This window comes from Pseudomonas fluvialis (genome assembly GCF_002835605.1).
Classification (GTDB): Bacteria; Pseudomonadota; Gammaproteobacteria; order Pseudomonadales; family Pseudomonadaceae; genus Aquipseudomonas; species Aquipseudomonas fluvialis.
In genome coordinates, this window is the sequence record NZ_PIYS01000018.1 from 279319 (window position 1) to 301353 (window position 22035).

The following is a 22035-nucleotide window of genomic DNA, read 5'->3' on the forward strand; positions in this document are numbered from 1 at the left end:
GTCAGGCGCCCGGGACGAAATGCTTTTGTGCAGTGCCGCGGGCAATCAGGCGTGACAGGTAGTCGAGCTTCTGCGGATCGCGGTCGACGAAACGAAAGACCAGCACCAACCAGTCGCTGTCCGGCTTGGCCTCCATGGCTGCGATCGAATGCAGGTAGCCATTGAGGCGGGCCACTTCGCCGCCTTCGCCCTGCTCCAGATCGAGCACGGCGCTTTCCAGCACCTGCGGCAGCAGCTCGGCACGGCGCACCACCAGCTGTGCATCCTTGAGGCTGAGCGCCTTGATCACACAACCCATGCTGCCATTGGCCAGGCGCAGCTGGCCCTGGCCACGTCCGCCAGGCGCCTGCGCAGCGGCGCGTGGCGCGGCTGCTGGGCGACTCGCCGGCGCAGGCGCAGGCGCTGCTGCTGGCGCCGACTTGACCACCTCGGCCTTGCCGCCGGTCAGTGCATTCAATGAGTCATTGGCAAAGGCGCCGGCGCTGTTGATGCGCTGTGGCGTCGGCGCACTGAGCTGGGCGAGCTTGCCGGTACGGCTCAACGCCTTCTTGACCTTGGTCACCAACTGGTCGTTGGAAAAGGGCTTGCCGATATAGTCAGAGACCCCAGCCTGGATGGCCTGCACCACGTTTTCCTTGTCGCCGCGGCTGGTCACCATGATGAAGGGCGTGCCCTTGTGAGCCTCCTCGCCACGGCACCAGCTAAGCAGCTCGAGGCCGGACATCTCCGGCATTTCCCAGTCACAAAGGATCAGGTCGACCGCCTGGCGATTGAGCAGCTGCTGGGCCTTGCGCCCGTTCACCGCCTCCTCCAGCTGGATGCCAGGGAAGTGATCACGCAGACCTTTCTTCACCAGGTCGCGGATAAAGGTGGCATCGTCTACCACCAGCACACTGACTTTGCTCATCGATCACTCCTTGCAGAATGCCTCTAAGCATAGCCGGCCCACGCCCCGCTTGGGCAAATTGTCGTGCGCCCAGTCTGCCGGGCGCACGGATTACTCGGCCGCGTCGCTGCCGCGGCGTGCCAGGCCGCTGTGCCGTACATCGGTGCCGCGTACCAGATAGATCACCAGCTCGGCGATATTGCGCGCATGGTCGCCGATACGCTCCAGCGAACGCAGCGCCCAGATCACACTGAGCACACGGGAGATCGAGCGCGGGTCTTCCATCATATAGGTGACCAGCTCACGCAGCGCACTCTTGTACTCGCGGTCGATCTGCTTGTCGTATTGCGCCACCGACAGGGCCAGGTCGGCATCGAAGCGGGCAAAGGCATCCAGTGCCTCACGAACCATCTTGCGCACCTGGTCACCGATATGCCGCACTTCGACATAGCCTTTGGGGGCCTCGCCTTCCTCGCACAACTGGATGGCGCGCTTGGCGATCTTGGTGGCTTCATCACCGATGCGCTCGATATCGATCACCGACTTGGAGATGCTGATGATCAGCCGCAGGTCGGAGGCGGCCGGCTGGCGACGGGCAAGAATGCGCACGCATTCCTCGTCAATCGACGATTCCATCTGGTTGATCTGCTGGTCGATTTCGCGCACCTGCTGGGCCAGGCCGGAGTCAGCCTCGATCAGCGAGGTCACCGCGTCATTCACCTGTTTTTCCACCAGCCCGCCCATGGCCAGCAGGTGGCTGCGTACCTCTTCCAGCTCGGCGTTGAACTGGGCGGAGATGTGTTGCGTGAGGTTGTCTTTGTTGATCATGTAAAAGCTCCGAAAAACCGCTGAAGGCTGAAGGCTGGACGAAAAGGCCGCTCGTTCAGCCTTCAGCCTCCAGCACTGTCAATCGTCTTTTCCGCTGTTTAGCCGTAACGACCGGTAATGTAGTCCTCGGTCTGCTTCTTCGCCGGGTTGGTGAACAACGTGTCGGTGTCGCCAAATTCGATCAGTTTGCCCATGTACATGAAGGCGGTGTAGTCGGAAACCCGCGCGGCCTGCTGCATGTTGTGGGTAACGATGACGATGGTGTACTTGCTCTTCAGCTCGTAGATCAGCTCTTCCACCTTGAGGGTGGAGATCGGGTCCAGCGCCGAGCAGGGTTCGTCGAGCAGCAACACTTCCGGCTGCACCGCCACGGTACGCGCGATCACCAGACGCTGCTGCTGGCCACCGGACAGGCCGAGGGCCGAGTCATGCAGGCGGTCCTTCACTTCGTCCCACAGCGCCGCGCTCTTCAGTGCCCACTCCACCGCCTCGTCGAGCACGCGCTTCTGCTTGATGCCCTGGATACGCAGGCCATAGACCACGTTCTCGTAGATGCTCTTGGGGAACGGATTGGGCTTCTGGAACACCATGCCCACGCGGCGGCGCAGCTCGGCGACGTCCTCGCCCTTGCGGTAGATATCCCGACCATCGATGTTGATCGCACCTTCCACGCGGCAACCATCGACCAGGTCGTTCATGCGGTTGAAGGTACGCAGCAGGGTCGACTTGCCGCAGCCGGACGGGCCGATGAAAGCGGTCACCCGCTGCTTGGGAATATTCAGCTGGACATCGAACAACGCCTGCTTGTCGCCGTAGTACAGGTTAAGGCCCGGCACTTCGATCGCCGTGGTCTCGTCCGCCAGGCTCAGGCCCTGCTTGCTGCGACCGAGGGCCGCCATGTCGATGCCGTGGGTATGGGTGTCATGTTGCATAAAATTCTCCGTGATCCGCTGGAGGCTTCAGGCCAGAGGCTGGACAAAATCGTCCAGCATGCAGCCTCAAGCGCTTTTATCGGGTGTTAATGATCCAGCGCCTTGTATTTCTCGCGCAGGTGATTGCGGATATACACCGCAGCAAAGTTGAGCAGGGCGATCACCAGCACCAGCAGCAGTGCGGTGGCGTAGACCAGTGGCCGCGCCGCTTCGACATTGGGACTCTGGAAGCCGACATCATAGATATGGAAGCCCAGGTGCATGATCTTCTGGTCAAGGTGCAGGTACGGGTAGTTGCCATTCAGCGGTAGATTGGGCGCCAGCTTGACCACACCCACCAGCATCAGCGGCGCCACTTCGCCGGCGGCTCGCGCCACGGCGAGGATCAGACCGGTCATCATCGCCGGGCTGGCCATGGGGATCACCACCTTCCACAGTGTCTCGGCCTTGGTCGCGCCGAGGGCCAGCGAGCCTTCGCGCACCGCACGCGGAATACGCGCCAGACCTTCCTCGGTGGCCACGATGACCACCGGCAGGGTGAGGATGGCCAGGGTCAGCGAAGCCCACATCAGGCCCGGCGTACCAAAGGTCGGTGCTGGGGCCGACTCGGGGAAGAACAGCTGGTCGATGGAGCCGCCCAGCACGTAGACGAAGAAGCCCAGGCCGAATACGCCGTAGACGATCGACGGCACGCCGGCCAGGTTGTTCACCGCGATGCGGATCACCCGGGTCAACGGCCCCTGCTTGGCGTATTCGCGCAGGTAGACCGCGGCGATCACGCCGAACGGGGTAACGATCACCGCCATGATCATCACCATCAGCACGGTACCGAAAATGGCCGGGAAGATACCGCCCTCGGTGTTGGCCTCGCGCGGCTCGTCACTGACGAACTCCCACAGCTTGAGGCCATAGAAGCCCAGCTTGTCCAGCGGTCCCATGGCATTGGGTCGGTAGGCACGCACCACCTTGCCCAGCTCAATGCGGGTTTCCCGGCCATCACTGACCCGCACCACCATGCTGTCACGGTTGAACTGCTGGTACAGCTCGACGATCTGCCCTTCCAGCACCTTGTACTCGGCGTCCAGTTCGGCACGCCGGGCATCCAGTGCGGCCTGGGCGGCGGCATCCAGCTGACCCTGCAGCTCCAGCTTGCGGGCTTCCAGGCGCAGGCGCTCCAGGCCGTGGTTGATCCGCCCGACTTCCTTCTTCTCCAGGCGCGCCAGCTGTCCGTGTAGCTGTTCGACCCGCGCGATACGCTGCTGCAACACCGGCCAGGCATCGGCGCCCTCGGCCACCAGGCGACCCTGCTCCTCGACACGCAACAGGTAGCCGTACAGGTTGCCCCACTCGCGACGCTCGACCACCATCATGTCTTCCGGGGTGCGCGGGTTACTCAACCATTCGCCGACGATCCAACTGAAGTCGGCACCGAGTAGTTCACGGTTACCTACCTTGAACAGCTCGCGGGTCATGAATTCGCCACCCTCGGCGGCCACCGGCAGGCCTGCCGCGGCCAGCCGTGCACGCGGCACTTCTTCGACCTGTACCACTTCGCCAGCCAGTACCCGGGGCGCTTCGCCCGGCACCTGGTAGTCGGCCTCCAGCACATCGGCCGGCCAGAAATGGCCCAGGCCACGGGTGGCGATCACCGCCAGCAGGCCGAGGGTCATGATGATGGCAATCGCCACGGCGCCACCGCTCATCCACACGCCCGGCGCGCCGCTCTTGTACCAGGATTTCAGGTTGTTCTGTTTCACGGACATATACCTTCCAAAACCTTAGAGCGACGAATACTTGGTGCGCAGGCGCTGGCGGATCAGCTCGGCCAGGGTGTTCATCACGAAGGTGAACAGCAGCAGCACCAGCGCCGCGAGGAACAGCACCCGGTAGTGGGTTCCACCGACCTCCGACTCGGGCATTTCCACCGCCACGTTGGCCGCCAGGGTGCGCATGCCCTCGAAGATGTTGATATCCATGATCGGCGTATTGCCGGTAGCCATCAGCACGATCATGGTTTCGCCCACCGCGCGTCCCATACCGATCATCAGCGCGGAGAAAATGCCCGGGCTGGCGGTGAGGATCACCACGCGGGTCAGGGTCTGCCAGGGCGTGGCGCCCAGGGCCAGGGAGCCGAAGGTCAGGCTTTTCGGCACACTGAACACCGCGTCCTCGGCGATCGAATAGATGTTCGGAATCACCGCGAAGCCCATGGCCAGGCCAACCACCAGGGCGTTGCGCTGATCGAAGGGAATGCCTAGGTCATTGGTCAGCCACTGGCGCATGTTGCCGTCGAACAGCAGGTTTTCCAGGTGCCCGCTCAGGCCCAGCGACAACCAGCCCACCAGCAGGATGACCGGGATCAACAGGGCGGCTTCCCAACCCTCCGGCACACGATGGCGCAGGCTGGCCGGCAGCTTGGTCCAGGCAAAGCCGAACAGCAGGATGCCGATCGGCGTCAACAGCAGCAGGCTGAAGATGCCCGGCAGGTGGTTCTCCAAAAACGGCGCGAGGAACAGGCCAGCGAAGAAACCGAGGATCACCGTGGGCAGCGCCTCCATCAGCTCGATCACCGGCTTGACCTTGGTACGCATGCGCGGCGCCATGAAGTAGGCGGTATAGATGGCTGCGGCAATCGCCAGTGGCGCCGCCAGGAGCATGGCGTAGAAAGCCGCCTTGAGGGTGCCGAACGCCAGCGGCGAGAGGCTCAGCTTGGGCTCGAAGTCGGTATTCGCCGAGGTGGACTGCCAGACATAATCAGGCTCCTGGTAGCTTTCGTACCAGACCTTGCCCCACAGCGCGCTCCACGACACTTCCGGATGCGGGTTGTCGATGAGGAAACTCTGCAAGCCGCCGGCATGCTCCAGCAGCACCCGGCTGGCGCGCGGCGACAGCGCAGCCAGCGTGGCACTGTCGGCTACCGACTGCTTGAGCAGGGTGCGCTGTGCGGTACTGTGGAAGATACCCAGCGTGCCTGCGGCATCCACCGCAATAAAGCCCTTGCGGCGCTCTTCCGGGAGAATCTGCAGCACCGGCGCGTTGTCCAGCTGGAAGCTGCGCACCTTCTGGAAGCTCGGGCTACCTTCGTTACCGCGCACCATGAACCACTGCTGGATGCCACCCTTGGCATCACCAAACAGGATGGAGATGCCACCCAACAGGCTGGTGGCCGTGGTGATGCGGTTGTCGGCATCTTTGAGCAGCTCATAGCGACCGTTCAGGTTGGCCTTGCGCAGATCGAAGACATCCACCATGGCCCGCCCGTTGCGGGCGTACAGCCACAGCTGACGCGGATCCAGCAACAGCCCGTGGACTTCCTCGGATACCGCCGGCAACTCGATACGCTGCTGCTCCAGGCTGACTTCGCCGGTGAACAGGTTCTCTTCGCGGGAGGAACTCAGCACGTGCAATTCGCGCCCGGTGGCGCCGGCCAGCAGCAGGGTGCCACTGTTCAGGTTGATCGCCAGGTGCTCGATCGGCCGGCCTTGCGGGTCCAGGCTGATCGGCGTGTCACCGAAGGGGTATTCGATGATCGGTGCAATGGTTCGCACATTGTCCGGGTAGCTGACCTTGTAGTTGTGCTGCAGTACCAGCACCTGACCGTTGTCCAGGCCGAGCGCCACGCGGCGGCTACCCGGCTGGTCCTCGGCCAGCGTACGAATGGCCACGCCCTGCGGCAACGGCAGGTCAAGGGCCTGCAGCGCTTCGCCGGTCTTCACCTGGAAAAACTGCACCCGACCATCCGCGGCCAGACGCATGGCCACCTGGTTTTGTTCCTCCATGGCCAACAGCAGCGGCTTGTCTGCCTCCGCCAGCCAGGCCGGCTGCTGCACGTCGCGCGCCTGCAACTCGGCGCCCTGGAACAGCGGCAGCACCACATGCGCCAGGTAGAAGAAGATCAGGGTGATGGCGGCCAACACCGCCAGGCCACCGATGGACACGTACCAGCGTGCCAAACGGTCCTTGAGCGCACGCAGGCGGCGCTTGCGCTGCAGCGCCGGCGTGTTGAAGTCCAGTCCCAGGGGGTTGCCCGGGCTGTGCAGGCGATCTTTTGCCAGGTCATTCATGCGGAAGGTCTCTGCGCTACCTACAGATGCAGCGCACACGGCTGCTCAGGATTGCCAATCTAGCGAGCTTGTATGACAGAAAGATTACAAGCGGCTGACATGACGAAGCCCGGCGCTCAGGCGAGCACCGGGCTTCGGCGTAGCCAAAAGTCGAAAAAAGCGCTGGAAGGCTGAACGTCGTCCAGCTTCCAGCGTTTTTTCGAATGGCTTACAGGCCCAGTTCTTTCAGGGTTTTCTCAGCCACTTTGGAAGGCAGCGGAATGTAACCGTCCTTCATCACCACTTCCTGGCCCTGCTTGGACAGCATCAGCTTGATGAACTCGGCATCCAGCGGGCTCAGCGGCTTGTTCGGCGCCTTGTTGACATACACATAGAAGAAACGCGACAGCGGGAACTTGCCGGCCAGAGCATTTTGCTCGTTGGCCTCAAAGGCCTCGCCACCTTTCTTGGACAGCGGCACGGCACGCACGCTGGAGGTCCGGTAACCGATGCCCGAGTAGCCGATGGCGTTCAGGGTGCTGGAAATCGACTGCACCACCGAGGCCGAACCCGGCTGCTCGTTGACGTTGGCCTTGAAGTCACCTTTGCACAGGGCTTCTTCCTTGAAGTAACCGTAAGTACCGGATACCGAGTTACGGCCGAACAGCTGCAACGGCTTGGCGGCCCACTCGCCGGTCAGGCCAACGTCACCCCAGGTCGTGATGTCTTTCTCGCCACCGCACAGGCGGGTGCTGGAGAAGATCGCATCGACCTGCTCGATCGACAGGCTCTGGATCGGGTTGTCCTTGTGCACGAACACCGCCAGGGCATCGATAGCCACCGGCACGGCGGTCGGCTTGTAGCCATACTTTTCTTCGAAGGCCTGGATCTCGCTATCCTTCATCGGGCGGCTCATCGGCCCCATGTTGGCAGTGCCTTCGGTCATCGCGGGCGGCGCAGTAGAGGAACCGGCGGCCTGGATCTGGATATTGACGTTGGGGTAGTTCTTCTTGAACTCTTCAGCCCACAGGGTCATCAGGTTGGCCAGCGAGTCGGAACCGACGCTGGACAGGTTGCCGGACACACCAGAGACCTTGCTGTAGCTCGGCAGGGCCGGATCGACAGCAGCTACCGCACTTACGGCGCTAACGCCAGCGGCGACAAAGGTCATGGCCGCCATCAAACGCTTGAGTTTCATGCCTTACTCCTGGAACGGATCGAGGTTGGTTGGTTCGGTGGCCAGTATCGGCAGCCGGTGTGAACACTCTATGAAGCGATTATGACAATTGCGTGACGCGCTCAGCCCGTACACGCCCACTGACGAGGAACGCCAGCATGCGTCAATTGCTGCTGATCACCTGCTGCACCCTGTTACTCACTGGCTGCCTGGGCATGCCGGCGGGCATGCAGCCGGTGCAGCCCTTCGAGCTGCCACGCTACCTCGGCCAGTGGTACGAAGTGGCGCGGCTCGACCACTCGTTCGAGCGCGGCCTGAGCCGGGTCAGTGCCGACTACAGCCTGCAGGCCAACGGCCAGGTGCAGGTGGTCAACCGCGGCTATGACGCGGCCAGCGGCCGCTGGCGCGAGGCCGTGGGTAAGGCGCGCTTCGTCGAAAGCAGCGACCAGGGTTACCTCAAGGTTTCGTTCTTCGGGCCCTTCTACGGCAGCTACGTGATCTTCGAGTTGGACCAGCAGGACTACCAATACGCCTTCGTCGCCGGGCCAAACCGCGACTACCTGTGGCTGCTGGCACGCACCCCGCAGGTATCCCCAGCCCTGCGCGAGCGTTTTGTCGCGGTGGCCCGCGCGCACGGCTTCGCCACCGAACAGCTGATCTGGGTCGAACAACCCTGAGCCGCACGCACGGTCGCCGTGCGACCCATGGGTCGCGTATACTCGCCACGCGCCGCCGGCAGGCGGTGGTAGCGCCCATAACAACAACGCGCCGTGAGCATGCCGTACTGATGAACGACTTCGAACAGGAAGACCCCACACCCCAGGGTGACCTGGCCCTGCAACTGACCGCCCTGCCCCGTGAAAGCAATGGTTTCGGTGATATCTACGGCGGCTGGCTGGTTTCGCAAATGGACCTCGCCGGCACCGCCATGGCCAGTCGCATTGCCGGCGGCCGGGTGGCTACCGTGGCCATCGACCGCATGGCCTTCCTGGTACCGGTAGCGGTGGGCGCCCAGCTGTCGTTCTATACCCAGACCCTGGAGATCGGCCGCAGCTCGATCAAGATGCGCGTCGAAGTGTGGAGCGATGAACTGCACTCCAGCGAATGGCGCAAGGTCACCGAGGCCATGCTGGTATTCGTCGCCATCGACAGCAGCGGCCGTACCCGCCCGCTGCCGCCACGGCGCTGAAATGACTCGCCTGCAGGCCTGGCGCTTCGGCGACCTGCCCGGCTGGCGCCTGCAGCATGCCGGTGCCGAACTGGACATCCTCGCCCAGGGTGCGCAAATCCTCCGCTACCAGCGTGCTGGCGAGCCACCACTGCTGTGGTGCAGCCCGCAGGCCAGCTACCAGGCCGGGCAGAGTGTGCGCGGTGGTGTGCCGGTGTGCTGGCCCTGGTTCGGCGATCTGGGCCGCAACCCGCCAGACGTACAGGCCATGGTCGAAGGCAGTGCGCCCTTTCACGGCCTGGCGCGTAGCCGTGACTGGCAACTGCTCGACAGCGCTTGCGATGAGCGCGGCGTTAGCCTGAGCTTGCAGCTGAGCGGGCCGTTGCCGGGCTGGGCGCATGCCGCCAGCCTGAGCCTGCACCTGCAGCTCGACGACGCCCTGACCCTGCGCCTGCACAACCACAACCATGGCGCACAGCCACTGGCCATCAGCCAGGCCCTGCACAGCTACTTTGCGGTCAGCGACATCCAGCAGGTACAGGTCAGCGGCCTGCACGACTGCCACTACCTGGAAACCCTCGACGACTGGCAACTGCGCCAGCAGCAGGGTGCGCTGCGCTTCAGCGGGGAAACCGACCGTATCTACCTGGGCCTGCCGGACTGCCTGTACCTCGACGACCCGCTCTGGCAGCGCCGCCTGTGCCTGGAAAGCCAGGGCTCACGCTCGGCGATCCTCTGGAACCCCTGGCAGGACAAGGCCCAGCGACTCAGCCAGTTCCCCGCAGAGGCCTGGCAGCAGATGCTCTGCATCGAAACCGCGAATGTCTGGGACGACTGCCTGCACCTCGCCCCCGGCGCGCAACACAGCCTGCAGCTGCGCCTGAGCAGCCAAGCGCTGCCCGCCCGCTGAGTCAATGGACGATTGCCCGACCAGCCTGGCGTTGGGCACACTGCAGGAATAGCGCCCAGCCGCCCCCTGCCCGCCCGGGAGTCTCCGCGTGACCGACCAGACCAGCGCCGAACACCACCTGGCCATTGCCCTGCTGCAATCGCTGGTCCAGGCCGACAGCGACGACTGCCTGCCCGCCCTGCAACAGCTGGTGGCCTGGCTGCGTCCCAACCGCAGCCGCTTCAGCACGGCCCAGCGCATGGACAGCCTGATCGCCGTGTTGCCAGAGCAGGCCGCGCTGATCGCCCCATTTGCCGAACGCCTGCACGCCTGGCTGTGCCGCCTGCAGTTGTATCCGGCGCTGGTCGAGTTGGGCCTGTTCTCCCGGCGCGGCTTTGCCCGCGAGTGCATCGAACGCTGTTACGAGCGCCTCAATCCTGCCCCCCTCAACCTGCAGGATGCCCGCGACGTGCTACGCCTGTTGCTGCCCAGAGCCAGCGATCTGGACTGGCTGGAGGCCCTCGGCGGCAGCCGCTGGGCTGCGCTGTTCCAGGCACTGTGCCGCGCCCTCAGCGCGGAGTCGCTGGCCAGCCTGCGCCGCCATGCGCGTGCCGAATGCCTGTACGCCCTGGAAATGCTGGCCATCTGGGTGGCTGCCGAGGAGCTGGACCGCGACCTCATGCGCCTGGAGCCCAGCCTGGTAGAGCGCGACTCGGCATTCGTCGCCCTGCAGCGGGAAATCGCCCAGTGCATCGCCCAGCAGATGCAGGCATTGCACGAGCCCAGCCCGCCACCCTGCGACCTGGCACATATCGAGGTATTGCTGACCCAGTGCGCCGAGCAAATCCAGCGCCTGCGCCGACGCATGGTCAGCCGCGGCAGCAGCATTGCCCTAACACACCTGCTCGAGCGCCTGGAGCAGACCCTGGCGCGCCTGCAGCAGTTGCTCGACATCCTCTTCGCCGAACACCGCGAGCAGGCCGCCGGGCAGGCCGCGCAACTGTTCCTCGAACTGGTCCAGGCTGGCCATGAGCGGCGCGGCATTCGCGCGCTGTGGCGGCGCAATACACGCCTGCTGGCACGCAGCATCACGGAAAACACCAGTGATCATGGCGAGCACTACATCACCCGCGACCGCAGCGGCTACCTGGCCTTGCTGCGCTCGGCCGGCGGCGCCGGGATCATCATTGCCCTGCTCGCCCTGATCAAGATCCAGATCGGCAACCTGGGCCTGGCACCGCTGAGCAGCGCCGTGCTGGTCAGCCTCAACTACGGGCTGGGCTTTGTCCTAGTGCACCTGCTGCACTTCACCATTGCCACCAAGCAGCCGGCGATGACCGCCGCGCGCCTGGCCCAGGACATCGAGCGTGGCGAGCGCGGCAAGGCCAACCAGAAACGCCTGGCCATGATGCTGGTGGACCTGACGCGCTCGCAGCTCGCCGCCGTACTGGGCAACGTGCTGGTGGCGGTCAGCCTGGCCTTTGCCCTGGCCTGGCTGTATGCCCTGTGGCAGGGCCAGGCCCTGCTGTCCAGCGCACAGGTCGCCTACCAGCTCAAGGCCGTGGCGCCCATCGATGGTCTGGCCCTGTGGTATGCCGCGATTGCCGGGGTCTGGCTGTTCTGTTCCGGACTGCTGGCGGGCTATTTCGACAACCGCGCGGCCTGCCTGGACCTGCGCGCCCGCCTGCTGCAGCATCCCCTGCTGAAGCGCCTGCTACCTTCCGCGACGCTGCGCGGCCGGCTTGCCGACTACCTGCATGACAACTACGGCGCGCTGATGGGCAATTTCCTGTTTGGCGTGATGCTTGGCATGACCGGCTATATCGGTCATAGCACGGGGCTACCGCTGGATATTCGCCACGTGGCGTTTTCCTCGGCGAACATCGGCTATAGCGCCGCCAGCGGTTCACTCAGCGTGGCGCTGTGCGCGCAGGCGCTGGGCATGGTCCTGCTGATCGGCCTGGTCAACCTGCTGGTGAGCTTCACCCTGGCCTTGCGCGTAGCGCTCAAGGCGCGCCAGGTACAGGTCGGCAGCCTGGGTACGCTGCTCACCAGCTTCATCCAGCAGGTCCGCAGCGCCCCACGCCTGTTGCTGCTGCCACCACCTCCGCTGCCCGCCGCCGACCAGGAAACGGACTCAGCGCCGCATTAGCCACAGCGCGCCGGCGGCTCCTCGCCGCGGGCATCCAGCGGCTCCTCGCAACCCTGCCCCGCGTCGGGACGCGGGCCGAGGAAGACCGGGCCAAGGTAGGCCAGCGCCAGGCCGAAGGCCGCCAGCCAGGCCAGGCCGCTGAGCAGCTGCAGCGCCGCCAGCGGCATTCCCGGCCAACCGGCCAGGGCACGCAGCAGCGCAGAAAGCACCAGCAGGCCGGCAGCCAGCGGCACCCAGGGACGTTCATCGAGGGCATGACCACTGTGCGTGCGCCCGGCAATGCACAGCACGGCAAGGATCGACAAGCCCATACCGCCAATGGTCAGCAGGTGCCGACCGCTGCTCGCTGGCAGCGCTATGCCCAGTCCGTGCAGACCCAGCAGCAGGTAACCCAGCGCCATCAGCCAGTACACCGTGTACAGCAGCAACGCCCAGCGCGTGAACAGCGCCCGCCCGACATGCCAGTCATTGAGCAGGTTGCACAGGCTGGCGGCCGTCGCCAGCGCCAGCCAGCCACTGACCGCGCTGTGCGGCAGGTAGAACTCGACCAGGCTGTACAGGGCAATGCAGAACAGCGCCAGGTTGCGGCGTGGCGGCAGGCTGCGATAAACGCGCCGCTCGCCATCCTCGGCCAGGGGTAGGGCTTCCAGCGCATCGTTGACGATGCGCATGGAGATCCGGCTCATGGCCACCACCACCAGCGCCATCAGGGCGCCGATGGCCGCATACAGCCAGCGCATCGGGTACAGCCCGCGCAACAGGTCGCTGTAGAAACCCACACCGAGCAAGGCCATGGCCAGCAGACCGAAGAAGAATGGCCACTGGCGCCGCGGCGCATCGCCGAGCAGGCGGCGCGTCAGCAGACCAAGCAGGAGCAGACCGAAGCCGGCATTGCTCAGGGCGCTGGGCCACACGCCCAGCCAGCCGCTGGCCCAGAAGCACAGACGACCGAGCAGCCAGAGCAGGCCCAGGGCCACGAACAGCCGGCGCGGCACCGGCGCACTGCGGGTGAACTCCGGCACCGCGGTAAGCACGAAACCGGCCACCGCCGCCATGGCAAAGCCGAACAGCAGTTCGTGGGCATGCCAGACCAGCGCGCCACCCGGCACCGCCGGCAGCCAGCCCCAGCCGGCGAGAAACGCCAGCCACGGCAGCAGCGCCAGCAACGCGCAGAGCAGGCTGAACAGAAAGAACGGGCGGAACGCGCAGAGCAGCAACGGCGGCGCCAGCAAACGCGAGCTCAGCATCGGCCAGCCCTCGGTAGTCCCGGCGAGGTGGGCAGCGCCTGCACCTGCAGACCGCCGGCCAGGCCGTCGGCCGGCGGCCGGGCAGGGTGTTCCGGCAGACCGAAGCTGGCGCGCACCGCCGGCTGCTGGAGCAGCTCGGCGGTGTGCTGGTAGACCCAGGCATCGTCACGCTGCAGGGCCGGCAAGGCCAGCTGGTAGCGGGCGACGATACGCCCCGGCTCGGCGGCCATCAGCAGGATGCTGTCGCACAGGCGCACCGCTTCCATCAGGTCGTGGGTAATCATCAGCACCGCCATGCCGCGCTCGGCCTGTTCGTTGAGCAGCAACTGGTACAGCTCCGCCTTGAGGCCGATGTCCAGCGCCGAGAAGGGTTCGTCGAGCAGCAGCAGCTGCGGTTGCAGGAGCAGCGCGCGGGCCAGCGCCACGCGGCTCTGCATGCCGCCGGACAGCTGGCGCGGAAACTTGTCCATGTCACTGGCCGCCAGGCCCAGGCGCAGGGCCAAGGCACGCGCCCGCTGCTGCCGCTCGCGGCGCGCGACACCGGCCGCCTTGAGGCCCAGGGCAATATTGTCCAGGGTGCTCTGCCAGGGCAGCAGGCGCGGCTGCTGGAACATGCTCGCCTGGCTGGCGAAGTCGTTGTCGATTACCCCGTCCTGCACGTCCAGCAGGCCGTTGCACAGGTGCAGCAGGGTGGTCTTGCCGCACCCCGAGGGGCCGACCAGCGCGCACAGCTCGCCGGCCGCCAGTTCAAAGTGGATGTCATCGAGTACCCGGGTACGCACGAATTCGTGGCCCAGGCCGCGCACCCGCAGGCGCGCCGCAGACGAAGGGTTATTCATGCGCCACTCTCCCGCCAGCGTTCCACTTCGCGCTTGAGCGGTTCGAGGAACAGGTACTCCAGGCCCAGCAGCAACACCACCACAGCACAGATCCAGGCCATGCTGGCGGCGCTGTCGAGGTGTGCACGGCTCACCGCCAGGGCGGCGCCCACGCCATCCTGGGTGGCCAGCAGCTCGGCCATCACGACAATCTTCCAGGACATGCCCAGCGCGGCGATCCATGCCGGGAACAGGTAGGAAAACACGTGCGGCAGGTACAGATCGAACAGCTTGAGGCGCGCCGGCAGGCGCATGGCCAGGGCCATCTCGCGCAGCTGGTTGTCCAGCGTGCGGGTGCCCTGCAGCGCACCGACGAACACCACCGGAAACGCCGCGACGAACACGGTGAACACCGGCGTACCGTCGCTGGCACCGAACCACAGCATGGCCAGCACCAGCCAGGCGATCGGCGGCATGCCCATCAGCACGGTGACCAGCGGCCGCGACATCATCGAAGCGGTCATCGACACCCCGGCCGCCAGGCCCAGCAGGCTGCCGGCCAGCAGCGCCAGGGCCAGGCCACTGAGGGCGCGGCGCCCGGTGACCAGCAGCTCCTGCCAGAGGCTGCCGTCCGCGGCGAAACGGCCCAGTGCGGCAAAGGTTTCCAGCGGCTGCGCCAGCACCAGCGAACCATAGTGCTCGCTGGCCAGCTGCCAGGCGGCCAGCAACAACAACAGGCTGCACAACGCGCCCCAGCCACTCCACAGGTAGGCCGGCAGTTCGCCGAGCACGCTGCGCAACAGCCTCATGGCTGGGCGCCTCCATCCAGGTAGAAGGCCGCATCCGGCAGGCGTCCGCCGATCAGCGCGGGGTTGCGCTGCAGCAGTTGCTCAAGGAGAAACTCCACCTCCTCACGGGCCTCGCGGGCCGGCACCGCCTGCATCTGGCTGACCGCCATGGCATCGGCCACCGCCTCGGCACTCAGCGCCGGCACACGCGCGGCCACCAGTTCGCCACAGGCCTGGGCGTTGACCTGGCACCAGTTCAGCGACTCGGCATAGGCGCTGGCGATGCGCGCGGCCAACTGCGGGTTGTCACGCTGCGCGCCAACCAGGGCGATACCGGCCTGGGCGATGCGTGGCTGACGGGCAAAGCTCACCCCCCAGGCCTGCTGGATATCCAGGCTGCGATAGAGCTCCGGGGCGATCAGCCCGAGGGGAAACGAGCCGCTCTTGCGCAGCGCCATGGATACCGCCGGCTCGGCCAGCAGGGCATGGTCGACGCGGCGCATCAGCAGCAGCTGCATGGCGTCCAGCGGATTGGCCACGTAGCGCAGGCGCACGTCCTCGCGCAGGTTGAGCCCGGCGCGTTCGGCAAGCAGGCCGAACAGCACGTCGGGCATGTCGCCACGGAACGGCATGGCCACTTCGCGGCCCTTGAAGTCTTCGATACGGGTCAGCCCCGGCTCACGCGAGACCATCCACAACAGGCCCCAGGTCGACACGTTGAGCAAGCGCAGCGACGCTCCGCGGTTGTACAGGTTGGCCGCCACGTTGACCGGCATGGCCAGCACATCAGCCTGCCCGTCCAGTGCCATCAGGCGCAGCTGATCGGGGTCGCGCCAGCTGACGAACTCAACCTGCTCGGCCAGGTCGGCCAGCGCACCGGAGTCGACCATATGCACCAGCGGATTGGACACCGCCGAGTAGGGGCCGGCCAGCACCAGGCGCGGCAGCTTGTCGGCAGCCGGCAGCAGGCTGGAAAACAGCGCCAGAATCAATCCGGCGAGAAGCGCGTGTCGCGGCATGAGGAAAGCTCCCATGGACAAGGACCACGCCGCCTCGCGCAGGCCAGGCGGCGTTTGTGTACATGGTAACGCTTCTCAAATTCGCTGCAGCGACTCAAATCAAGATCGGCGTTTTTTGTCGACCCGCTCAGGCGCTCTGGTAGCGTTCCAGCCAGTGCGCATAGGGCGCCGGCAATACCCAGGTGGGCCGTTCGATACCCAGTGCGCGGGCCGCCTGCAACGGCCAGTGGGGATTGGCCAGCAGGGCGCGGCCGATCATCACCAGGTCCATCTGCCCGCTGGCGATCACCCGTTCGGCGTCATGCGGATTGTCGAGCATCCAGGAAGAGGCCACCGGCATGTCGGCCTCGCGCCGTACCCGTTCGGCCAGCGGGGCGAGGAAAGCCGGCGCCCAGGGAATGTCCGCCTGCGGGGTGGAGAAGCCGATGCTTACGCTGAGCAGATCCAGCCCGCCCTGACGCAGCGCCCTGGCCAGCGCGATGGATTCGTTGAGGGTGCGCTCATCATCACCGTCATATTCGATCACCCCGAAGCGTGCCGTCAGCGGCAGGTGCTGCGGCCAGACCTCACGCACCGCCGCGAGGGTTTCCAGGAGAAAGCGGCTGCGCTTCTCCAGGCTGCCACCGTACTGATCGGTACGCTGGTTGGCATGCCGCGAGAAGAAGCTCTGTGCCAGGTAGCCATGCGCAAAATGCAGCTCCAGCCACTCGAAACCCGCCGCCAGGGCACGCTGCGCGGCTGCCACGAAATCTGCCTGGACGCGGGCGATATCTTCCAGCTGCATGGCCTGTGGCTGGCGCGACAGATGACCACCAAACGCCAGCGGCGAAGGCGACAGGGTCGGCCAGCCGCGCGGATCATCTTCAGCGATGTGGTCATCGCCTTCCCACGGGCGGTTGGCGCTGGCCTTGCGCCCGGCATGGGCGATCTGGATGCCCGCCACGGCGCCACCCGCCTTGATGGCTCGGGCCACACCGGCCAGGGCCTGCGCCTGCTGGTCGTTCCACAGGCCGAGACAAGCCGGACTGATACGCCCCTCCGCCGCCACCGCCGTAGCCTCGACCACTACCAGGCCGGCCCCTCCGCGGGCCAGACCGGCGTAATGATGCAGGTGCCAGTCATTGGCCAGGCCTTCGCTGGCCGAGTACTGGCACATGGGGGCCACGGCAATACGGTTGCGCAGGGTGAGACTTTTTACCTGCAACGGGCTGAACAGGGCAGACATGCGGATTCCTCGCGGGCAAGCACAGAGCAGGTTCGCCACCACACCGGGCAGCGAACGACGAGGCGGCATGTTAGCCAGCCGGGCCTGCGAGGGTAATTCGAATGCCGTGATGGCAACTATCGATGCCGTGCATACCGCCCCGGGCTGCCTGCACAGCCAGGCCCGGGGCGGTCGGGCACTCAGAAGCTGCCGCTGAAGGCCAGCATCGCGCCACGTCCGGGAGCCGCCAGCTCCTGGCCGCTGACACCGTCGGTGAGGTGCTCGTGGTACTGCTTGTTGGCCAGGTTGCTCAGGCGCAGGTCGAGGTTGGCGGTCTTCAGCACGCCCAGCGCGCCGAAGCCGTAGCCCAGGCTGGCGTCGGCCGTGACGAAGCCGTCGGTCTTGTTCTCCGTGCCATTGCTGAAGCGCGTGGCGACGCGGTTCTGCGCCGCCACCGCACGCAATCCGGCGTGCCAGTACAGGCCCTGCTCGGCAGGCTGGCCGATGCCCAGGCGCAACTCGCTGGCCGGCATCTGGTAGAGCGGCTCGTCATCCTGCTGGTTGTTGCCGCGCAGCCAGGTAAAGCCGGCATCCACGGTGAAGGCGCCCAGCGGCAGCTGCAGGCCGCCTTCCAGGCCGTAGATCACCACCTGGTCGAGGTTCTCGGTGCGCTTGACCGGCCCCTGCGGGGTAACCTGCCCGGTCACCCGGCCGGCGATGTAATCGTCGATGCGCGTATGGAACGCCGCCAGCTGGTAGCTCAGCCCGGCGTCACGGCCCTTCAGGCCCAGCTCGAAGCTGCTGGAACGCTCGGCCTCCAGCTGCGGGTTGCCAACATGGTAGTAGCCATCACCGCGCGCCGAGTCCTCGAAGCGTTCACGCATGTCCGGGGTGCGGTAGGCCTGGCCGAGGTTGGCATACAGGTTGAGCGTGGCGCTCAGCGGCTGTACCACGCCCAGCGACCAGGACAGGTTGTGGTCGGTGTTGTCCAGCCCGCTGGTCTGCGTGCCGCCCTTGACCCTGGCATCACCGCGGTTGCGGTCATAGCGCAGGCCGGCGGTGAACTGGCTCTGCCCCAGGCTGAACTCATCCTGCAGGAACAGCCCGCTGGAGCGCAGCTCGCCGTCCTCGAAGGGGTTGTTGAGAATCCGCACGCCACTCGGCAGCGGCGACATGAAGCGCTGCGGGTCACCGGTCATCTTCCAGGTTTCCGCGCCCAGGGTCAGCCGGTGGTTGTCGCCCAGCGGGGTCGTCCAGGCACTGCGCAGGCCATGGGTGATGAAGCTGACGTCGTTCTCCACGTAGTTGCGCTGCAGACGGCTGGAATAGGCACGAATCTGCCGGAACACTTCCTGGCGGTACACCTCGCTGGACAGGGTTCCCTCGCCCAGCGGCGCATCCAGGCCCAGGCTGTACAGTTCGCGCTCCTGGCGGGGCGAGTGGATGGTGGCGATGCCCACCGTCGGCGGCATCGCCACCGGACGGGTGGAGCCGGGATACCAGACATCCTCGTCGACATGCCGCTGCAGGTTGAGCCGCGCCACATAGTCCTCGGCGATTTTCTGCTGATACTTGAGCAGCAGGCTGTCCGACTGGTAACCGGTGTTCTTTTCCCGACCCTGCGGGCTTTTGTAGTCGCCGACGTCACGCCCGGCCAGGCCCAGCAACACGGCATGCTCGCTGCTGCTGTCATGCACGGTCAGTGCGCCGCTGAAGCCCTTGTCGACACTGCTGGCCGCCACGCCGAAGCGCCCGCCCTGTTCACGCTGCGCGGAGAACTCGGCTTGCGGGGTCAGCAGGTTGACCACCCCGCCCATCGCACCGCTGCCATACAGCACCGAACCCGGCCCCTTGACCACCTCCATGCGCTCGAGCAGGCCGAGATCGAGGAAGGAGGCCAGCGCCCCCTGCGGCTGTGCCGAGTTGACGCGAATGCCGTCGACCATCACCACCACGCTTTCCTTCTTCAGGCCGCGCAGCACCGGGTTTTGCCCCCAGGCGCCATCGCTCTGCACCGCCAGGCCCGGCTGGCCACGCAGCAGGCTGCCGGCCGGCGCGCTGCTGCCAGGTGCCGGCTGCAGTACTTCGATGGCCTGCGGCGTGTCGAAACTTTCGCTGGCATAGCCGCGTGCGGTCACTACGGTGCTGTCGAGGCTCAGCGTATTGGCCTGCGCCGCCAGGCTGGCGGCACTCAGGCAGGCAAGGGCAAGCGGGTGGAGAAGAAAGCGCATGAGACACCTGAGGACGTGCGATGTGTGAACTGATACTAATCTAAATAACAATCTTTATCATTTGATTAGAATCAAGATTCACCGGCGCACAGCACAGAGCCCGCACTGGGCGGGCTCTGTGGGACAACTCAGGGGTCGGCTGGGCTCAGAAAGCCGGAACCACGGCGCCCTGGTACTTCTCCTGAATGAAGCTACGCACTGCCTCGCTGTGCAGGTGTTCGACCAGCTTGTGCATGGCCGCACTGTGCTGGTTGTCGGCACGCGCCACCAGGATGTTCACGTAGGGCGAGTCGCTGCCTTCGATCAGCAGCGCGTCCTGGGTCGGCTTGAGGCCGGCTTCCAGCGCGTAGTTGGTGTTGATCAGCGCCAGGTCGACCTGGTTGAGCACGCGCGGCAGGGTCGCCGCTTCCAGCTCACGCACCTTGAGGCGCTTGGGGTTGTCGAGAATGTCACGCGCCGACGCGGTGATGCCGGCTTCCGGCTTGAGGCTGAGCACCCCGGCCTTGGCCAGCAGCAGCAGCGCGCGGCCACCGTTGGTGGCGTCGTTGGGGATCACCACGCTGGCGCCCTCGGGCAGCGCATCGAGGCTCTTCAGGCGCGCCGAGTAAACACCGAACGGCTCGATGTGCACGCCGGCCACGCTGACCAGTTCGGTGCCCTTGGTCTTGTTGAACTCATCCAGATACGGCTGGTGCTGGAAGAAGTTGGCATCCAGACGCTTCTCCGCCACCTGGATGTTCGGCTGCACATAGTCGGTGAACACCTTGACCTGCAGCTCGATGCCTTCGGCAGCCAGCTTGGGCTTGATGAACTCGAGGATTTCCGCGTGCGGCACCGGCGTGGCGGCCACTTGCAGGGTTTCTGCCTGCACCGCGAAGGTGGCAACGGCGGCAAGGCTGAGCAGCAGTTTTTTCATGACAAGGCTTCCTTTTGGGACAGTCGGTAAAAGGGCGGGTAGCCCCGGATCATTTGCGCGAGTAGTGCTGCACCAGGCGATCACCCAGGCTCTGCAGCAGCTGCACGAGGAGCAGCATGAGCACCACGGTAACCAGCATCACGTCGGTCTGGAAACGCTGGTAGCCGAAACGGATGGCCAGGTCGCCGAGGCCGCCCGCCCCCACCACGCCGGCCATCGCCGTGTAGGACACCAGGGTGATGGCGGTAACCGTGATGGCCGCGATGATGCCCGGACGCGCCTCCGGGAGCAGCGCGCGGAAGATGATCTGCCGGGTGCTGGCGCCCATCGCCTGGGTGGCCTCGATGATGCCGCGATCGACTTCGCGCAGCGCGGTTTCCACCAGCCGTGCGAAGAACGGCGTGGCACCGGCCACCAGCGGCGGAATGGCCCCGGCCACGCCCAGCGAAGTGCCGGTCAGCAGCAGGGTCAGCGGAATCATCACGATCAGCAGGATGATGAATGGCAGCGAGCGCAGCACGTTGACCAGCAGCGAGAGCAGCGCATACAGGCCGCGGTTATCGAACAGCTGGCGCGGCCCGCAGAGGAACAGCAGCACGCCCAGCGGCAGGCCGAGCAGCACGGTGAACAGCAGCGAACCGCCGAGCATGAGCAGGGTATCCAGACTGGCCAGGCCAATCTCGTACCAGTCGATATGGCTGAAGAAGGCGTCCATCAGCGCAGCACCTCCAGATGCACGTCGGCGGCCTGGAAGCAGGCCAGCGCGGCGTCGATGTCGCCGCCGGTCAGGGCCAGGGTCAACTGGCCATAGGGCACGTCCTTGATGCGGTCGATGCGCCCGGCCAGGATGCTGTAATCAACGCCGCTGCGGCGTGCCACCTGACCAAGCAGCGGTGCATAGGTCGCCTCACCCTGGAAGGTCAGACGCAGGATACGTCCCGGCACATGGGCGAAGTCGGCGTGCTGCGCGTCGGCGTCCACGGCCTCATCTTCCTGGACGAAGCGCTGCGTGGTGGGATGCTGCGGGTGCAGGAATACCTGGGCCACCGCGCCCTGCTCGACGATGCGCCCGGCGTCCATGACCGCCACGCGGTCACAGACCCGGCGGATCACGTCCATCTCGTGGGTGATCAGCACGATGGTCAGGCCCAGCTCGCGGTTGAGCTCGGCCAGCAGCTGCAGGACCTGCCCGGTAGTCTGCGGATCGAGCGCACTGGTCGCCTCGTCGCACAGCAGGATCTTCGGTGCCGTCGCCAGGGCGCGGGCAATGCCGACCCGCTGCTTCTGCCCGCCGGACAGCTGTGCCGGATACTTGTGCGCCTGCTCGGCCAGGCCGACGCGCTGCAGCAGCTCATCGACACGCTGGGCGATGGCCCGGCGCGACAATTCGCCGGCCAGCTGCAATGGCATGCCGACGTTTTCCGCCACGGTCTTCGAGGACAGCAGGTTGAAGTGCTGGAAGATCATGCCCAGGCGCTGGCGGAAACGCCGCAGGCCCTGGCTGTCCAGTGCGGTGACGTCCTCGCCATCGATGACGATGCGCCCGCCACTGGGCTGCTCCAGGCGATTGAGCAGGCGCAGCAGGGTGCTCTTGCCGGCGCCGGAGTGGCCAATCAGGCCGAACACCTCGCCCCGGCCAATGTGCAGGTCGCAGGGGTGCAGCGCGGGAATGTCTCGGCCATTGACCTGGTAGGCCTTGTGCACCTGGTGCAGTTCGATCACGGATAAACCTTTTGG

19 protein-coding genes are annotated in these 22035 nt (G+C 65.7%); 4 read left to right on the top strand and 15 right to left on the bottom strand.

Features of this window, described 5'->3' with window-relative positions; translation table 11 throughout:
* Window position 1: 1 nt before the first annotated feature.
* The 6 genes from CW360_RS11055 to CW360_RS11080 all read right to left on the bottom strand — a co-directional run bounded on the left by CW360_RS11055 (window position 2) and on the right by CW360_RS11080 (window position 7887).
* The gene (locus CW360_RS11055) at window positions 2-907 is read right to left on the bottom strand and encodes a response regulator (RefSeq protein ID WP_101193740.1); all 906 of its coding nucleotides are present in this window, start codon (window positions 905-907) and stop codon (window positions 2-4) included.
* Window positions 908-997: 90 nt separating this feature from the next.
* A complete protein-coding gene (phoU, locus tag CW360_RS11060; protein WP_093986531.1) occupies window positions 998-1714 on the bottom strand; it encodes a phosphate signaling complex protein PhoU in 717 nt (238 codons plus the stop codon).
* 98 nt (window positions 1715-1812) lie between these two features.
* Entirely contained in the window at window positions 1813-2646 is an 834-nt protein-coding gene (gene pstB / locus CW360_RS11065; protein ID WP_093986530.1) for a phosphate ABC transporter ATP-binding protein PstB, read from the bottom strand.
* An 86-nt stretch (window positions 2647-2732) separates the two neighbouring features.
* Window positions 2733-4409: a phosphate ABC transporter permease PstA gene (pstA, locus tag CW360_RS11070; RefSeq protein WP_165765325.1), complete on the bottom strand. Its 1677-nt coding sequence runs from the start codon at window positions 4407-4409 to the stop codon at window positions 2733-2735.
* A 15-nt stretch (window positions 4410-4424) separates the two neighbouring features.
* Window positions 4425-6710 (bottom strand): ABC transporter permease subunit, encoded by a 2286-nt coding sequence (locus CW360_RS11075; RefSeq protein ID WP_101193741.1) that lies wholly within the window; start codon window positions 6708-6710, stop codon window positions 4425-4427.
* A gap of 208 nt (window positions 6711-6918) precedes the next feature.
* Window positions 6919-7887, bottom strand: a complete 969-nt coding sequence (locus tag CW360_RS11080; RefSeq protein WP_093986528.1) for a PstS family phosphate ABC transporter substrate-binding protein — start codon at window positions 7885-7887, stop codon at window positions 6919-6921.
* A 137-nt stretch (window positions 7888-8024) separates the two neighbouring features.
* Here CW360_RS11080 and CW360_RS11085 point away from each other — a divergent pair, with 137 nt between their 5' ends.
* The 4 genes from CW360_RS11085 (at window position 8025) to CW360_RS11100 (ending at window position 12075) form a co-directional block, all read left to right on the top strand.
* A complete protein-coding gene (locus CW360_RS11085; RefSeq protein WP_101193742.1) occupies window positions 8025-8543 on the top strand; it encodes a lipocalin family protein in 519 nt (172 codons plus the stop codon).
* Between the two features lie 110 nt (window positions 8544-8653).
* On the top strand, window positions 8654-9055 hold the full coding sequence (locus CW360_RS11090; protein ID WP_093986526.1) for an acyl-CoA thioesterase: 402 nt from the start codon (window positions 8654-8656) through the stop codon (window positions 9053-9055).
* A 1-nt stretch (window position 9056) separates the two neighbouring features.
* A complete protein-coding gene (locus CW360_RS11095; RefSeq protein WP_101193743.1) occupies window positions 9057-9944 on the top strand; it encodes a D-hexose-6-phosphate mutarotase in 888 nt (295 codons plus the stop codon).
* Between the two features lie 88 nt (window positions 9945-10032).
* Window positions 10033-12075: a site-specific recombinase gene (locus CW360_RS11100; protein ID WP_212633294.1), complete on the top strand. Its 2043-nt coding sequence runs from the start codon at window positions 10033-10035 to the stop codon at window positions 12073-12075.
* Here CW360_RS11100 and CW360_RS11105 read toward each other — a convergent pair.
* The 9 genes from CW360_RS11105 to CW360_RS11145 form a co-directional block, all read right to left on the bottom strand.
* A complete protein-coding gene (locus tag CW360_RS11105) occupies window positions 12072-13322 on the bottom strand; it encodes an NnrS family protein (RefSeq protein WP_101193744.1) in 1251 nt (416 codons plus the stop codon). The genes CW360_RS11100 and CW360_RS11105 overlap by 4 nt on opposite strands.
* Complete coding sequence (locus CW360_RS11110) at window positions 13316-14161, bottom strand: ABC transporter ATP-binding protein (protein ID WP_101193745.1); 846 nt, start codon at window positions 14159-14161, stop codon at window positions 13316-13318. Before CW360_RS11110 ends, CW360_RS11105 begins: the two co-directional genes overlap by 7 nt.
* A complete protein-coding gene (locus CW360_RS11115) occupies window positions 14158-14949 on the bottom strand; it encodes an ABC transporter permease (protein ID WP_101193746.1) in 792 nt (263 codons plus the stop codon). The genes CW360_RS11110 and CW360_RS11115 overlap by 4 nt, the downstream gene beginning before the upstream one ends.
* Window positions 14946-15947 (bottom strand): ABC transporter substrate-binding protein, encoded by a 1002-nt coding sequence (locus CW360_RS11120; protein ID WP_101193747.1) that lies wholly within the window; start codon window positions 15945-15947, stop codon window positions 14946-14948. Before CW360_RS11120 ends, CW360_RS11115 begins: the two co-directional genes overlap by 4 nt.
* A gap of 127 nt (window positions 15948-16074) precedes the next feature.
* On the bottom strand, window positions 16075-17172 hold the full coding sequence (locus CW360_RS11125; RefSeq protein ID WP_101193748.1) for an NADH:flavin oxidoreductase/NADH oxidase: 1098 nt from the start codon (window positions 17170-17172) through the stop codon (window positions 16075-16077).
* Between the two features lie 179 nt (window positions 17173-17351).
* A complete protein-coding gene (locus tag CW360_RS11130) occupies window positions 17352-19382 on the bottom strand; it encodes a TonB-dependent receptor plug domain-containing protein (RefSeq protein WP_101193749.1) in 2031 nt (676 codons plus the stop codon).
* Window positions 19383-19527: 145 nt separating this feature from the next.
* Window positions 19528-20298 (bottom strand): MetQ/NlpA family ABC transporter substrate-binding protein, encoded by a 771-nt coding sequence (locus CW360_RS11135; protein ID WP_093986517.1) that lies wholly within the window; start codon window positions 20296-20298, stop codon window positions 19528-19530.
* A 49-nt stretch (window positions 20299-20347) separates the two neighbouring features.
* A complete protein-coding gene (locus CW360_RS11140; RefSeq protein ID WP_093986516.1) occupies window positions 20348-21013 on the bottom strand; it encodes a methionine ABC transporter permease in 666 nt (221 codons plus the stop codon).
* Entirely contained in the window at window positions 21013-22020 is a 1008-nt protein-coding gene (locus CW360_RS11145) for a methionine ABC transporter ATP-binding protein (protein ID WP_093986515.1), read from the bottom strand. Before CW360_RS11145 ends, CW360_RS11140 begins: the two co-directional genes overlap by 1 nt.
* Window positions 22021-22035 lie beyond the last annotated feature (15 nt).